The 15,876-nt window shown below is 57.6% G+C and carries 10 protein-coding genes; 2 read left to right on the plus strand and 8 right to left on the minus strand.

Features of this window, described 5'->3' with window-relative positions; all coding sequences use genetic code 11:
- The first annotated feature begins 83 nt into the window (after window positions 1-83).
- Window positions 84-3,173: a valine--tRNA ligase gene (locus SH410x_RS26605; protein ID WP_473672367.1), complete on the plus strand. Its 3,090-nt coding sequence runs from the start codon at window positions 84-86 to the stop codon at window positions 3,171-3,173.
- Between the two features lie 459 nt (window positions 3,174-3,632).
- On the plus strand, window positions 3,633-5,087 hold the full coding sequence (locus SH410x_RS26610; protein WP_473669018.1) for an IS701 family transposase: 1,455 nt from the start codon (window positions 3,633-3,635) through the stop codon (window positions 5,085-5,087).
- 201 nt (window positions 5,088-5,288) lie between these two features.
- Here SH410x_RS26610 and SH410x_RS26615 read toward each other — a convergent pair whose 3' ends face one another.
- The 8 genes from SH410x_RS26615 to SH410x_RS26650 all read right to left on the minus strand — a co-directional run bounded on the left by SH410x_RS26615 (window position 5,289) and on the right by SH410x_RS26650 (window position 15,872).
- Window positions 5,289-6,299 carry an SGNH/GDSL hydrolase family protein gene (locus SH410x_RS26615; protein WP_473672369.1) on the minus strand — a complete coding sequence of 337 codons (1,011 nt, stop codon included), beginning with the start codon at window positions 6,297-6,299 and terminating at the stop codon, window positions 5,289-5,291.
- Between the two features lie 38 nt (window positions 6,300-6,337).
- Window positions 6,338-6,802 carry a flagellar export protein FliJ gene (gene fliJ / locus SH410x_RS26620; RefSeq protein ID WP_473672371.1) on the minus strand — a complete coding sequence of 155 codons (465 nt, stop codon included), beginning with the start codon at window positions 6,800-6,802 and terminating at the stop codon, window positions 6,338-6,340.
- Window positions 6,803-6,992: 190 nt separating this feature from the next.
- Entirely contained in the window at window positions 6,993-8,339 is a 1,347-nt protein-coding gene (locus SH410x_RS26625) for a FliI/YscN family ATPase (RefSeq protein ID WP_473672373.1), read from the minus strand.
- The gene (locus SH410x_RS26630; RefSeq protein ID WP_473672375.1) at window positions 8,336-9,085 is read right to left on the minus strand and encodes a FliH/SctL family protein; all 750 of its coding nucleotides are present in this window, start codon (window positions 9,083-9,085) and stop codon (window positions 8,336-8,338) included. The genes SH410x_RS26625 and SH410x_RS26630 overlap by 4 nt, the downstream gene beginning before the upstream one ends.
- A gap of 38 nt (window positions 9,086-9,123) precedes the next feature.
- A complete protein-coding gene (locus tag SH410x_RS26635; RefSeq protein WP_473672377.1) occupies window positions 9,124-10,239 on the minus strand; it encodes a FliG C-terminal domain-containing protein in 1,116 nt (371 codons plus the stop codon).
- Between the two features lie 200 nt (window positions 10,240-10,439).
- Window positions 10,440-11,738, minus strand: a complete 1,299-nt coding sequence (locus SH410x_RS26640) for a DUF1552 domain-containing protein (protein WP_473672378.1) — start codon at window positions 11,736-11,738, stop codon at window positions 10,440-10,442.
- Window positions 11,739-11,754: 16 nt separating this feature from the next.
- Window positions 11,755-14,235 (minus strand): DUF1592 domain-containing protein, encoded by a 2,481-nt coding sequence (locus SH410x_RS26645; protein WP_473672380.1) that lies wholly within the window; start codon window positions 14,233-14,235, stop codon window positions 11,755-11,757.
- Window positions 14,236-14,255: 20 nt separating this feature from the next.
- On the minus strand, window positions 14,256-15,872 hold the full coding sequence (locus SH410x_RS26650) for an anti-sigma factor (RefSeq protein ID WP_473672381.1): 1,617 nt from the start codon (window positions 15,870-15,872) through the stop codon (window positions 14,256-14,258).
- Between the last annotated feature and the right edge of the window lie 4 nt (window positions 15,873-15,876).

Genomic DNA, 15,876 nt, shown 5'->3' on the forward strand with positions numbered 1-15,876 from the left:
GATTCGACTGACCCCTGACCCCTGACCCCTCTCTGCTGAACCCTTCTTTTCCCTGAACCCTCTTTTTCTGAACCCTCAGACTTATGATTCCAATTCGATTTGATCACGCTGATGCCGCCGCTGGAATCTTGCAACAGTGGGAGTCCGCAGGGTGTTCGCACGCCGACGCGAGCAGCGACAAGCCGCCGTTTTCCATCGTGATTCCACCGCCCAACGTGACCGGTGCACTGCACTTGGGCCACGGCCTCAATAACACTCTGCAAGACATCCTCGTGCGCCGCAAACGCATGCAGGGCTATGAGACGCTATGGATGCCCGGCACCGATCACGCTGGAATCGCGACCCAAGCGGTGGTGGAGCGACGACTGAAGGAAAACGACAACCAAACACGCCACGATCTCGGCCGCGAGGCGTTGGTTGAGCGGATCTGGCAGTGGAAAGACCAGTACGAAACTCGCATTCTCGACCAGCTCAAGCGGATGGGATGCAGCTGCGATTGGCAGCGTTTGCGTTTCACACTCGACCCCGTCTGCGCCGCCGCGGTGCGGGCAACGTTCTTCGATTTGTTCGAGAAACAGCGGATCTATCGCGGCAAACGACTGGTGAACTGGGACACCTTTTTGCAGACCGCTGTGTCCGATGATGAGGTCTACAATGAAACCAAAAAGGGCCACTTCTATCATCTGCGATATCCGGTGATCGATCCGCAGCCTGGCGAGCCCGAGTCGCTTGAGATCGCAACGACGCGCCCTGAGACGATGCTCGGCGACACCGCAGTAGCCGTCCATCCAGATCCCGTCGCAGCATTTGACCAAGTCGCTGCGGCGATGCAGGAAAAACTAGCCGAGGCGAGTGACAAGGAAAAACCTGCCATTGAGAAACAAATCGTTGCCCTGGAGAAACGCCGCACCAAGATGCTGCCGCAACTCATCCTGCTGCGTGACATGGCGGCTGCGGGGCGGATGCTGCGATTGCCGCTACTCGACCGCGAGATCCCCATCGTCGCTGACCAGTGGGCCAAGCCCGAACTGGGCACCGGCTGCGTGAAAATCACGCCCGCACACGATCCAAATGACTACGAAGTCGGCCTGCGTTGCGATCTGCCCATGATCAACGTGCTCAATCCCGATGGCACGATCAATGCCGAGGGTGGGAAGTATCAGGGGCTGACCATCCCGGCGGCGCGGAAGGCCGTTGTCGCCGATCTCGACGCACTCGGCCTGCTCGGCGAAATCGAAGATCGTGAGATTGAGTTGCCGATCAGTGATCGCAGCAAAACGCCGATCGAGCCGTACCTGGCCGACCAGTGGTTCGTCGCCATGAATGAACTCGCTCAATCGGCGATGGATGCGGTAACGGATCAACGCGTGCAAATTTTCCCCGAACGCTATCGCCGCGGCTACCTCGACTGGCTCAGCGAAAAAAGGGACTGGCCTGTCAGCCGCCAACTTTGGTGGGGACACCGAATTCCGATCTGGTGGACCGGTGGATTGTCACAGTCCGAAGCCAACGAACTCAGCGATCAACTCGAGAACCTTGCGCTGCAACATCCCGATCAAATCAGCCACCGTATCGACGCCGATAGCGAAGAGACCGTGGCAGTGTTTGTGTGCGTGCGCGACGAAGACGTGACCGTCGAAGCGGACGTGCAGGCGCTGGGATTCGTGCAAGATCCGGACGTGCTCGATACCTGGTTCTCGTCGGCGCTGTGGCCGCACAGCACATTGGGTTGGCCCGCAAAGACCGCGGAACTGGCCAAGTTCTATCCCACATCCACCCTGATCACCTCGCGTGACATCATCACACTATGGGTGGCGAGGATGGTGCTGATGGGGCTCAATAACGTCGGCGAAGTTCCGTTTAGCGAAGTCTTCATCCACCCCAAAATCCTGGATAGTTTTGGCAAGACCATGTCCAAAACAGCAGGCAATGGTATCGATCCCAATGATGTGACGGACAAATTCGGCCCGGACGCATTGCGGTTCGGTCTGGCGCGGATCGCCGGTGACACCCAAGACGTACGGATGCCGGTGCAGTACGAATGCCCGTCTTGTGAAAAACTGATTGACCAAACTCGCAAGACGCAGATGCTGCCCCGAATCGATTGCCCCGCCTGTGGCAAACCGTTCTCCACCCAGTGGGCCGAGACCGAAGAAGATAAAGCATTGCCGAAGGGCGCGGTTGTCAGTGAGCGATTCGAAACGGCACGAAACTTTGTCAACAAACTCTGGAATGCCTCCCGCTTCACACTGATGAACCTCGAAGGCTTCGAACCGCAGAGTATCGATATCCCATCGCTACCGATCGAAGACCGCTGGCTGCTCAGTCGACTGGCCAGCGTGACGCAACAAGTCAGCGAAGGGATCGACCGATATCAATACAGCGAGGTCGCTCGCATCCTGTACGATTTTGCATGGGATGAATTCTGCAGCTTTTACGTCGAGATCGCCAAACCACGACTGAGTGATCCAGAACAAAAGGCTGTGACGCAGAACGTAATCGCCCATGGACTCGATCAGCTCCTACGCCTACTGCATCCGATCATGCCCTTCGTTACCGAATCGGTATGGGGTTACCTCGGCGCCGTCGCGCCACGCCGCGGCGTTCCCGAACCGATCGAGGTCGGCCAGTTCGTGATGACGAGCGAATGGCCAACGGCTCATGCGGATCATCACGACGTGCAAATTGAACGGCAGTTCAGCGAATTCCAAAAGATCATCGGTGCCATTCGTCAAATCCGTGCCTCGCAAAACATTAAGCCGAGCGAAACGGTGCCCGTGGCGATTCGCTGCGACGAGTCATCGCGTGAGTTACTCGAACCGATGAAAGCATATTTTGCGGGCTTGGCATCCGCTGATATTGTCGCGATCGGTAGCGACGTCCAACCCTTTGAAACCGACGCCCACCTGGGCCTGCCCGAAGTCGACGTCGATGTGCATGTGGACTTGGAAAAGTTCATCGATGTCGATGCGGAACTCGGACGGTTGGAAAAGCTGCTCAGCCAGATCACGGGCCAAATCTCGGGGAAAGAGAACAAACTCAATAACGAGAGCTTCGTCAGCAGAGCACCCGAGGCCATTGTCGCGAAGGAACGTGAATCACTCACCGGTCTCCGCGAACAATACGCCAGCGTCCAAAGCGACATCAAGCGATTGCGAGTCAAGAAGGGCTAGCGGCGAACAAGCGGCTCGCCTGAATCCTTGATTTCATTCAGACCACACTCAATTCACGCGATTGGGTGCTCGTCACACCGCGTACCCGGCATGGGCTCCTACGTCCAGTGAGCAAAAAAGAACCCTCGGCAAGCACGAGCTCACCGAGCGTTGACCGCACCACTGGCTCGCTATCGACCGCATGATCCCTTCCCAAGCCAGCGTCCCCGCTGAGCTTGAGTCCGTCATTTCCGGCACGTGAACGGCAAGCGATTCTAGGATGAATAGCAAAATCATTGGACGCAGGAGCACATGCCTTAAAAATCCTCCACATGGGATAGGTCTGGGCAATCGGTAGCGTGCCGCTAAGTTCCAGTTTTGCACTTTTTGCTAACTGATATTGGCACGAAAAAGGCGGCCCGTTCCAATGAGATTTGAACCTTCAAACTTTCAAATCCTTTGGCACGGAAGCCGCCCACCATGGAACTTACCAGTTCGTTCGAGACTCTGCTACGCACGTTCTCCCCAGCTTTCACCGCTCCCAGCTTCCAAACGTTTCGCCTGTTGATGACCGGCTGGATTCTGTCAGCCCGACATCGCTATGTCACCGATCTGATTATTTCCAGCGACTCCGTTGGCAACGGGCATTTCTCTGATTACCACCGCTTCTTCTCGCAAGCGGCTTGGGACATCGATCATCTCTGGAAACTGTTGGCCCAGTTGATCCTGAACAACTTGATCGGTGCCGATGCCACGATCGTGCTTTCGGGGGATGACACCCTCTGTCGTAAACGCGGCCTGGGGATCTTTGGTGCTGGAATGCACCACGATGCGTTGAGTTCGTCGAAGTCCAAGAAAATTTGTCACTGGGGGCACGATTGGGTGGACCTGTGCATCGTGATTGCTCATCCATGGTGGGCACCGACGAAAGTCTTTTCTCTGCCGATTTGCATGAGGCTCTATCGCAATCGCCAGGGGCTCGCCAAAGGGAAAGGCAAACGCAAGAAGAATCCCACCGCCGCGCAGGTGCGTGCCGCATCCAAGCAGGCCAAGCAAGCCGCAGCAGCTAAGAAGAAGGCAGCTGAGAACGCCAAGAAGAAAAACAAACCCGATCCAAAAGCCCATAAAACACGGCCTGAACTGATGGCTGAGATGGTGGCCATGGTTGCTGCATGGTTCCCAGATCGCCAGTTCATTCTCGTCGTCGACAGTCTTTACAGCGGCAAGAGCGTGCTGTCGAAGTTGCCTGAGAACTTTGAGTTGATTGGCCCAGTTCATGCCAAGGCGGCGCTCTACTCACCGGCCCCTCAAGAAACAACCGTCCGTCGTGGGCCTCGCCGTAAGAAAGGTGAGCGGTTGAAAGATGCCGCTGCTTGGGAGCAGGACAGTTCACGTTGGCAAACGCTCCACTACGATCAATACGGGCTGCACGGATCGCTGCGGGTGAAAACTCGCACGGGACTGTACTACAAAGCCGGCAACGACCGACTGCTTCGCCTGGTGCTCTCGCAAGACACCGTGGGTCAGCGGCCGACACGAATCTTTTACTGCACCGACGTGTCGATGAAGCCCCAGGAAATTCTTTCGATCTTCTCGCAACGTTGGTCGATTGAAGTGACGCACTTCGATTGCAAGCAACATCTCGGACTAGAAGATCCGGCGAACCGCACTCCCAAAGCGGTCGAACGAACCGCTCCGATGGCGATGTTCCTGTACAGCCTGTCGATCCTGTGGTTCGCGACCGAAGGCCACGAGGAACTCCAGTTTCCGAATCGACCTTGGTACCACTGGAAGTCTGAACCGAGCTTCGCGGACATGCTCACGACGCTACGCCGCAAATCCTGGGAAGAGAAATTATCGGGGGTGTCGCTCGCTGCGACACCCGACGATAATTCCAGACGTCTGCTCACGTTCCTGGCGACGCTCGCCGGATAGCATGCGGAAAGTGCAAAACTGGAACTAAGGACACCAGGAACAATAAGTGACGGGTTTACCGTAGTGGATCTTGTTAAAGATCCTGTTCTGGATGGATCTTTAACAAGATCCACTACGCCAGTTATTGATCCCGTGCCGCTAAATTCCGTGAAGAACCTTCATGTTGACGCGGCAAGGAATCCCCACGATCAAATCGCCTCATCACTCCTGCTCGATGGATTTCAGTGTGAGCGTCGGCGAAGTCGGTGATCGCCCGGAGGTGTCTGACTGAGGCGCGTCCTTCAGCCCCCATGTCTCAACGATCCGTTTGAGGAACACGCGGCGGATGGCGTCGTAGCCACGATCATTGGGGTCTTCGATATTATCGTAGAACCAATAGTGCGGATCGGCAGCATCGTAGTGACTGCGCCAAAATTGGCGGCAGTGCGAACCGTGACCCAAAAACGTTTCGTAAAGATCGACAACATGCACGTGATCACGATGCGCGGCGACTTCGCGAATCACAGCGTTGTATTCCGCATGGATCGCGAGACCATCGGGCCAGTCCGGTAGAAAGATGCTCGGTGCATCCCCCACGCCATCGGTGGGGTCGTAGATGTCGCCAATGTAGATCACACACCCGCCAGGAAACCTTGACTGCAGCTCGTCGAATATCGTTTCCAGGCGATCGCGGAAGTTCTCGATCCACGGTTCGGCTTGCTCGATCGTCGCGCCATACATAGCACCCTCGGTAGGTGGGCGACGGCCGTAGGAATGGATTAAGTCGTTACCGCCGGTCGTCATCACGACGAGACCAAACACGTCGTCTGGATAAGAGGGAACCTGGGTTTGTAGCGTTTGCAGATGATCGATCGAAGTCGAACCAGAGACTGCAAAATTCTCTGCTGAGAGGCTGGGCAGCACCACTGACAAACACTTGCCACGCATGTCGGCGAATTCGTCATCGGGATTGTTTTGCAATCTCGCGAAATACGTGTGGCTTTGAGTCTTTGCTCCCAAGCCTCGCGTGACACTATCGCCCAGGCCGAGCAGCACAACTTGGCGATCGCTCCAGGGGCGTTCGAACGCCGCCGCGGGTACGACGGGTCCGGCAGGCCCTTCGCCTACGGGCCGGCGCAGAAAGTACTCGATGTATGCTGGGACCAATGCCAGAATGAGCACACCGAGTAGCAACAGCCAACGTCGACTCCGGACCGGCGATTTAGGACTCACGGTGTTTTGCATCCACGTTTGAGTTTTCCCTTAGTATATCACCGCCGTGCATGAATCATCCGCGAAATGGTCAGTTCATCAGCGGTGGCTTGCTCGCGTTGCAATGCCAGTTGATGGTGTGCGGCCGCTTGTTTCTCGCGAAGTCGCTCGAGTCGCTTGACCTCGCCTTCGGCTTCAACGAGTCGGTCGCGTCGTTGTTCGAGCTCGACCTCGAGCTCGGCACGGGTTGATCGTAGTGAGTTTTGATCATCGGCGAGCTGCCGGTCGTAGCGTGCTTCGTGACGGAGTCGCGAGACAGAAATTTGAGTCGCGGCCTCCGTGCCGAACCGACTCGCTGCGGCGACGCGTGCCTGATCTCGCAGCTGTTGTAGGCCGGCGATCTGTTGGTTAACACGGCCGATCGCCCCATGGGTTTCACCGAGTTCGCAACTCGCCTGGTCTCGTTGCCGACGGTGGAGTGCCAGTAGCGAATCAAAGCGAAAGTGGAAGTGGAAGGGTGGCATGGAAAATCAGTTGGATGGAAAAGGTTGTTGGCCGTAGGATGGGACCATTGTCCCGTCAGAGCACCTCATCGACCGTTAATACGGATACCTCTCAGACGGGACAATGGTCCCGTCCTACGTTGAAAAAATGCTTTGCCGTTTTCCTGCCGTCACTCCGCGACTTCCGGGGCGGAATCGCGGCGGAATCAATTTAGGCGTTTTGCGTGGCCAGTCTCACGATCGCTTGCTGAGCTTCACTCAGCGGTGTCTGCTCGTCACTGGATTGACGCAGCAATTCGCCAATGGGGTCTCGCAGGTCGATCGCGGCGTCGATCCGAGGATCGGTACCGGCGCGGTAGGCTCCGATCGAGATGAGGTCCTCGCTATTCTCGTACTGCACCATGTGCTCGCGAATTTTCAATACCGCTGCATTGACTTCGGGACTGACCAAGTGGTTCTGTAACCGGCTCACGCTCTGCGGGATATCGATCGGCGGGAAGTGGCCGCGTTGTGCGAGCCTCCGATTGAGCACGATATGTCCATCGAGCAAACCACGAATCGCGTCGGCAATGGGTTCATTTTGATCGTCGCCTTCGACGAGGACGGTATAGAACGCTGTGATAGAACCTTTGTCGGTGCGACCGGCCCGCTCCACCAGTTGGGGCAATAGATTAAAAACGCTCGGCGGGTAGCCGCGTGTGGTCGGCGGTTCACCCGCTGCCAGACCGAGTTCTCGCTGTGCCATGGCAAATCGCGTGACACTGTCGACCAGCAACAACACGTTGTGGCCCTCGTCACGAAACTGTTCGGCAATGCTGGTGGCGGTCCACGCCGCGGAGAGTCGCTGCGCGGCCGGCTTGTCACTGGTGGCAACCACCACGACGCTCTTTTTCATCCCCTCGAGACCGAGTGTTCGCTGGATAAACTCGCCCACCTCACGGCCCCGCTCACCCACCATCGCAATGACGATGCGGTCAGCGTTGGTACCACGCGTGAGCATCCCAAGCAGTGTGCTTTTGCCGACACCAGAACCCGAAAAGATCCCGAGTCGCTGACCGACACCGCAGGTCAGCATGGCATCGATTGCCCGCACACCGGTCTGCAAGGGTTCGTCAATCGGCGGTCGATTGAGAGAATCGGGGGCGGTCTGACCGACATCGACGCGCATCAAATCGGCCGCGAGCGGGCGCCCGTCGATCGGGCGGCCAAACGCATCGATGACGCGTCCACAGAGTGCCGGTCCAACGCGGAGTGGCATGGCGTGTGAGAGCAGTTGCACGCGATCACCCGCCGTCAGACGCGTGAACGTTTCCATCGGCGCGAGGATCGGTCGGGTATGGTCGAATCCAATCACACGGGCCAGCGAGGGGGGAGCGTCCGCGGGCTGAAGTTCGCAGATCGCACCGAGAGGTGCAACCATTCCCTGCACCGTGACCGCATCACCGGTCACCGAAGCGACGCGGCCATGGATCTGGAACGCGACCATGTTCCTCAGTGATGCCGAGGTGGCACCCACATCGGGAAGCCGTGGTGGCGACAGCGTGGGAACGTTCATCATCGCAATTGCTCACGTAATCGTCGGAGTTGAGCATCGAGGCCTGCGTGAATTTCGCCTCCATCTTGCCGGATCACCACGTCGCCAACTGCGAGCGTCGCATCGGCGATGACCTCCGAGTCTTCAGGCAGATCGGAATGGGCTAACAGAGCGTGAAGGGCTGGACCGAGCTGCGCGAGTGTATCGGGATGGACAGCGAGTGTGAGGCGATTCGCCGAGCGTGTGCTGTGCAAGGCTTCCCGCGCCCATCTCGCGATTAAATGCTCCATTTCCGCCTCCGCAGGAACGCCGAGTTGGGGCCATGTGAGCTTCGCACGGGTGAGCTGTTCGGCTGCGGCGATCGCGGTGCTCGTCAAGGTATCAGCATATTGCTGCATCCACTCGTCATACTGCTGCGTCATTTGCACGACGGCTGCGTGCAACGATTCAACATGTGCCTTTGCTTTCAGCTCCGCTTGGCTATCAACGCGTGCCTCAATCTCGCCCTGAGCAGCTTCGTGACCGGCCGCGTATCCAGCCGCATGGGCACTGTCTTTTATCTGTTCGGCTTGCTGGCGCGCCTCCTCCAGCATCGCTTCGACTTGGAGTTGGCAGCGCCGCAACTGCTCGCGTCCCTGTTCCGCCAAATCCGAAAGATTGAACTCCGTCACCCGCGCACGGCCAGCAGTTTGGTTGGCTTCGCCACCGCCTGAAACCGTTTTAATGATCCTCGGCGCATGCGGCTTCGATGATTTGACGATTCCAGCCATGGAGTGTTATTTAAAAAGGTAACGAGGTGGGTGTTTGATCACATTGCCACGGCGACGTGATCGTGACTCGACGCGGTCGCAGTACGCCCAGACACGTCGGCGTTCGCAGCACCGGATTCGTACGGGGCCTGTCCTGCAAGGCGTGCCGCCGCGGCCACGGCTGCTTTGGCCTGATCAATTTCACGAATCTCCATGCGGCCCACGGACATCAAGTGCTGGCGGACCTGATTCGCTTGCGAGCGTGGCAGGCATGCGATGGCCGCGTCAGCGACATTGCTCGGCAACCCGCAGAGGGCCAAGATCGCCGTTCGCGTGTCAACGCGTCCGAGTGATTCACATAGCTTCGCAGGCGGCAAGTGCATGAGTTCTCGATGCGTTTGTTCGGTCGAGACCGTGTCTTCGCGGGATGCCTTTGTCTCGGCGTGCTCACGTGGGGCACGGCGCAGTCGCTCGCCAGTTGACTCATACCGACCTGCATCCGACGGCACGGACGGACTGGTTGCCGCCGGCATTTCAGCGAGAATGGCCTGCAGTCGTGGCGACACTGCGGCGGCCGATGCTGCCATCGGGTTCGATGGAGCCATCGCATCGTAGAAATCATCGGCGCGTCCGCCCAAATTGCGAGACGAGTGATGTGGGTGCTCCGCCGCCAAGCGATCCACACGACTGCGGAAACTGCGGGCGAGTTCACTGAGCATCTCTTCAGACACGTCCGGCAGACGGCCGATCCGAGCAAGCAAGTCTTGGCGTTGATCAGCACCGAGTCGCGGCAAGAGGGCGGCCGCTCGCGCGGGAGGGATTTCAGCGAGCACCACGGCTTTTGTCTGGGGGTGTTCATCATGGAGGAGACCGAGCAAGCCATCGTCACTGAGCTCACTGAGAAAATCGAGGCACGAGGAACCCACTTCCAACTGCTCCGCAGCACTCTGGCGCAGGGAAACCGAAAATGATTCAAGAGCCCGGCGATGTTCCATCGGATCGACGTCGACAAGCGCCGCGATCTCATGCCGGACCCGCTGCCGAGTCTCCAGCGGCATTTCCGCGAGCAGCTTGGCTGCCGTCGTGTCGGGCAAATCCCCCAGCACGATCGCAATCCGCCTCAGCGACGCGGCGCGTCGTGAGTCCTGTTCGGCATGGGAAGCGATCGACGGCAAGGCAGACAATTCCCGCGAAGAGTTTGATAGCGAGGAGAAAAACCGAATATTCTCCGATTCTTTTCCACTTCTACTAAAGTTACCCCCTCGGCGCGAAGGCTGAAAAGGAGCGTCATTTGCGGGATTGGTGGCCGCAACTCGTCAAAACATGACTCTCTCACGCCAACACGCGTGGGTTCACCGTACAGGGAGGTGCCATGTCACGACGACATCTCCAGCCCCCGCATCGTCCCCGTGGCGCTGGCGAATGTTTCGACTTCGAGGTCGAGACGTTGCAGCATCGAGGTGTATAGGTTGGGCAGCGGATAATTGTTACTGCGGTCGAAGGCCAAGTGCTGCCCGTGCTGAAAACCACCACCAGCAATGACAACGGGCATGTTCTTGGTATCGTGGGCGGACGCGTTTCCGAGATTCGAGGTTAGCAGTACCATCGTATGATCAAGGAGCGTGCCGTCGGCTTCGTCGGTCTCATGAAGACGCCGGACCAGGTCCCCCCATGATCTTGTTTGAGCTTCCTCGATGATCGCCAACTGCGAAATTTTTTCTTCATCACGCCCATGATGGCTGAGTTGGTGATACCCCTGTTCGACGCCATCGAGCGGTATCCGCTGACCGCCGCCACCGGTGTGCATGGTGATGAAGCGAGTGCTATCGGTTTGCAGCGCCAGGAAGATGACATCGTGCATCGCCGTTTGCATGGCGATCGTGTCAGAGGTGTCGCGGACGAGTTCCGGTGCTTGGGCATCGATCTTGGGTTTCGGCCGCTCCGCCCAACTCTGGTTGACGAGCAGACGCTGCTCGAGATCGCGAACACTGGTGAAATACGCATCCAACTTGTCTCGATCGCTGGGACCGAGTCGACGTTGCATCGCTTTAGCTTCGTCACCGACGAGGTCCATGATGCTACGCCCTTCGCGAATTCTCTGTTTTTGCGCCATGCGAGACGCGGGACTGTCGTCGGTGAACAACTGAGCGAATAGACGCTGCGGTGAATTCTCCGGCGGGATCATGGATCCATTTGCCGTGTAAGACGTGCTGGTTGTCCCATCGGCACTGAGCACGAGTGACGGATGGCGAGTCGCACCGCCGAGCTCGCGAGCCATCGCCTGGTCCAACGAAATCGTGTTGCGAAAGTTTGACCCGCTGTAAGGGGCCGCCGACAAGATACACGGCTCGGCTTTGTGTCCGCCGCCGACACCAGGGTGCGAGACGCCCGAGATCACAGTGAACTGAGCCCGCAGATCCTCGATGGGTTTCAGGTACCGCGTGGTCTCGTAGTCGCGGCCTGATTTCTCCGGAAACAGAAATGGAGCATGGAAGCCTAAGGCATTGCTGATGCCGACGAATCGACGTGGTGACGAAGTGGCCGACTTGGGTTCACGGCCGAATGCCGGCACCATCGAACTCAGCCAAGGAAGTGACATGGAAACCCCAGCACTTCCTCGCAGCAGGGTACGGCGAGCCAACGAGTGGTTGTTTACGGAACGTTTGAATTTCATCGAAATGCCTGGATGGCTATTTATTTTGAAACAGGGGGCTTTGAACCAACCCATGTAGGATCGAACGCACCCCATAATCGGATGATTCGGCTGCGTGAACGATGGCGTCGATTTGCTCACGATCCGCAAACGTGGGCGCTGCGCCGGTTGCGTAGGTCGCCAAATGCGCCGCCAAACTTTTGGCCAGTTGCTCGGGGCTTGCACTAAGAATCTTCTTCAATCCATCGATGTTATTGAACGCCTCGCCACTGGCAAATTCATGACTCGGATCAACCGGCAAACCAGCGCCCCGTTTTTTACCTGGGCCCGCTGAGGCAGAGCGGTAGAACTCCCTCCATCCGCCAATGACATCGTAGCTTTCCAAAGCGAAACCGGGTGGATCAATCTTGACGTGGCAGCCCGCGCAGCTGTCGAGACTCTTGTGTTTGTCCAGTTGATCTCGGATTGAGGTTGCGCCTCGGATGTCAGGTTCGATCGCTCCCACATTGGCTGGCGGCGGCGGAATATGCTGCCCCATGATTCTCTCGAGCATCCACACACCGCGAATGATCGGTGACGTCGTGGTGCCATTGGCGGTGACCTTCAACACACTGGCATGCGTGATAACGCCACCGCGATGGTCCTCAGGGGCGAGCGGTACACGTTGCAGCCCCACGCCGCCGGGCCAATCGATGTCGTAATGCCTCGCCAACCGGCTATTGAGGAACGTGAAGTCAGAATCCACAATATTGCGAGCCGACAGATTGCGGTCGATGAGCTCTCTGACAAAAGCATGCGTTTCGTCAACCAGCGTGTGATGCAGCACATCGTCGTACTCTGGATACAGTCTGCCGTCCGGCGTCGTGCTATTGAGCTCGTACAACATCAACCATTGGTCTGCAAACTCCTCGACGAACGTCTCCGATCGCGGGTCATCGAGTAACCGATTTGTCTGGCGGCGGAGCACGGCCGGATCGCTGAGTTGTCCCGCAACCGCCAACTGCCTCAGTTCTTCATCGGGGCCGACGCCCCACAGGAAGTGACTTAGTCGATTTGCGATCGCCTCCTCGTCGAGCCTACCGGGTGACTCTTCAAAGTACAGGAACCGTGGCGAACAAAGGATCGTTCGGTAGCCAGCACGCAAGCCATCGAGCGTGGTCGCGCCGGATCGCAATCGCTCAAGTGCAAACTCGATATAGGGACTCACCTCGTCTTGCGTGACGACACGTCGAAACGCACGCTGCGCAAACGATTGAATTAAATTCCGCAAATCCTGTTCAGGATTCTCTGAGACGAGCTCGCCCCCCCGAGGCGAGTTGGGTTGTGTCGCCGTGGCGTCTGCCGCGACTCGCCGCAATTGCAAGTCTCCAATCAAGGCTTGCTTCACGCCGGCGGGGTCGGCGTCGATGCGTTCCATCTCAATCCACTTGATGGCAACGCCGGGAATCCCCATCGGTTCAATGCTCCCCGCTGGATCGTCGATCATTGGCACGGGCACCTTACGGAGCCCGCTGTCGTTGGGGAGCACTTGCAACATGTGCCCTTCGCGAATCCAGGCGACAAACTCGTGCTCGGATTCTTCACTAGTCGCTTCGAAACTCCCCACCCAATACATGGTGGATGCCTTGGCGCTACAGAACCCGGACTGAACGCTGCACCAGATGCGACCATCGGCGGGCGGATGAACGGCCTTCACCTTCATTCGAATTCGGTAGCGACCGGAGGTGAGGACAGTACTTCCCGACATCCGCCCATAGAAGTTTTGCCTCGTCGACCAAGAAACAATGTCCTCGTGTTCGGGCCGACCTTCCGGTTCACGATTCGTGCGTTTTTCCTTGCGGCGCAATTGCTTCCAACCCAGCCGCACGATCGATGGGGGCGTGTCAGTCAGGAGTCGATTGAAAGACGCGTCCAAAGCAACATCGGCCGCTTGCAAGTAGGCCGCCATCGTGTGGTCGGAAATCTGCTGGCTGCTCGAGACGGTGTCAAAACCATTGGTCAGCGAGTCCTCGGGGAGGTAATCCCGAAGAGGGATATCGATCGCTAGCAAATCGCATACATTTCGTTCGTACTGCGCTCGAGTCAACCGCCTCGCCAGCACTCGCCCTGCGCTCGCAATTCGAGCACCGTCCGACTCCTTCAAGACGTCATGGACGCTCGAGAGGAATGGCGCTCGCTCTTCGTCGTCGAGTGTCTCATCCGGCGGCATCTCGGATTCGCGAACGCGATCAAAAACTCGCTGCCAAAGATGAAAATTGTCTGGGTCATCGAGTTCGAGCGAGAGCGACTCCAGGTCCAAGTCGCCTTCCTTTGAACTGGCGTCGTGACATCCAGTGCAGTTCATGCTCAAGAACTCCTCGATCTCTGCCGGTTGATCGGCTGCGAGCGAGGGCGAAACGAATCCGAAAAGAATCAACCCACAAACAATGCGAGTGAGTCGGTCGAAGGAGCAGTGGCGACGGGAGTTGAAAAAGTGGAGATCCATTTTACAGAAACGAAAGGTGTGTTGATGATTCATTTTTGGGCTCACGCGATCGTTCATTCGAGATACTGTGACGTGACGCTGGACCATGTCTTTCCGATACGGAAGTTGTCCAGCTGCAGGGGAACGCTGTTTTGCGAATACAACCTCAGTTCACTCAACACGCTGTCGTCGCGAATCGGCCGGGTCGTAACACTCCAGGCCGAGGGTTCGACAGAATCGACCGATTCGTGGTCGCCATAGATGCGAACGAGGACTTGATCTTCCTTGTTTTTACGAGCCTGGATCTTGCACACAAACAGGTAGACCACGTCATCACGAAGTGGACTCGTCGCGTTGACGGCGCGACCCTTGTGAACAACTCGCGGGTTGCCGCGTGCACTCGTCGGACCAATCGCAATCTTCTCCGCTTCTGTCTTTGGGTCACGCAGCGTGACATACGCCCAACCGTTCGATTTCGCCGCGTCGGCAGCGGCGTGTTTTCGGATGAGGAAACTTAGGTAGTAGGTTGCGTTGCGGTCCATGCGAATCGGGGTTTCTAATGTGCGGTGCAGGCCCGTGCCGCCTTCGAGGATTAGGCTCCCATCACTTGGACTGGCACTCCCCACGGGCCAGGACAACGATTCGCCGATCCTGACCGTTGCATTCTGCCGTGTCTCGAAACGCGTCGGTTGGACCCAGGAGTCCAACCAGCCGGTGCCTCCCTGCTGACCGACCAATGCCGAGCGGTCATAGGCGAACGATTCGGCCGCCAATGTCGCATCGTCTGCGGTCGCTTTGAGACGCGGCTCACGAATGAAACGCGATGGGTCCATTGGAATGGTCTTGATGGCATGCTGCCCGTCAAATCGCCTCGCCTGGCCAGCGTCGAGTTCAAGGGCAGTGCTCGAATCACCCAGTGGACTTCGGTCGATGGTATTGCAGGTCACGTGTCCATCGAAGACATGGACTTCCTCGACATTGCTCTGAGGATCGACACTGACGGCATACTCGGTCCCATCGTCCTGGATTTTTGAGAACGGGGTCTCGAGCGTGAACTGATCCAGATCACCGTCGCCGCTGAACACGGCTTTGCCATAACGCAGCATCGCGTGATCGAAGCTGGCCAGGTCCAGCTGTGCAGGCCCCTCCAAAATCAGGTCCACATCACAGTCAAAGTGCACCACCGCAACGCCGGCGATAAGACGCAACGACTCCGACGCCAAACGCTGACCCTCGTATCGCGATTCGTCACGAGGATCCCAGCGGCAACCTGACGAAGAACTCAGTGTGGCAACTTCGGGGGCTTCATGGCTACTGACCAGATTCGCCGTAATCACTCCTGAAGTTTGAATGTCGGGGCTCGGCAACAGAAGCCTTCCCATTAGCACGCCAATCGCCAAACTTCCACAGATTGCCACCGACCAACCAACCATCGACCACCGGCCGCTACGCGTGGAAGTGCGGGCCAGCGTCACAGGGCGGACGTCACCATCATCGGCCACTTCGGGGACAAGTCCCTGTTGACGGTGCAGCATGGCGATCATGTCAATGGACTCAACGTAGTACGCTCGCCCTTGAGGATCATTCTCGAGCATCGATTCCAACTCGATCGCTTGAGCATCATCCAGTTCGCCGTCGCGCACCAACCCAATCAATTCCATCAAGCGTTCGTGGCCTTCTGAAAATTTCATCGAT

This window comes from Rhodopirellula sp. SH410 (assembly GCF_055811895.1).

Bases quoted from the DNA above. Each gene is read 5' to 3' on its own strand.
- SH410x_RS26605 (WP_473672367.1), top strand. From the start codon at position 84: ATGATTCCAATTCGATTTGATCACGCTGATGCCGCCGCTGGAATCTTG.
- SH410x_RS26610 (WP_473669018.1), top strand. From the start codon at position 3,633: ATGGAACTTACCAGTTCGTTCGAGACTCTGCTACGCACGTTCTCCCCA.
- fliJ (WP_473672371.1), bottom strand. From the start codon at position 6,802: ATGCCACCCTTCCACTTCCACTTTCGCTTTGATTCGCTACTGGCACTC.
- SH410x_RS26625 (WP_473672373.1), bottom strand. From the start codon at position 8,339: ATGATGAACGTTCCCACGCTGTCGCCACCACGGCTTCCCGATGTGGGT.
- SH410x_RS26630 (WP_473672375.1), bottom strand. From the start codon at position 9,085: ATGGCTGGAATCGTCAAATCATCGAAGCCGCATGCGCCGAGGATCATT.
- SH410x_RS26640 (WP_473672378.1), bottom strand. From the start codon at position 11,738: ATGAAATTCAAACGTTCCGTAAACAACCACTCGTTGGCTCGCCGTACC.
- SH410x_RS26645 (WP_473672380.1), bottom strand. From the start codon at position 14,235: ATGAATCATCAACACACCTTTCGTTTCTGTAAAATGGATCTCCACTTT.
- SH410x_RS26650 (WP_473672381.1), bottom strand. From the start codon at position 15,872: ATGAAATTTTCAGAAGGCCACGAACGCTTGATGGAATTGATTGGGTTG.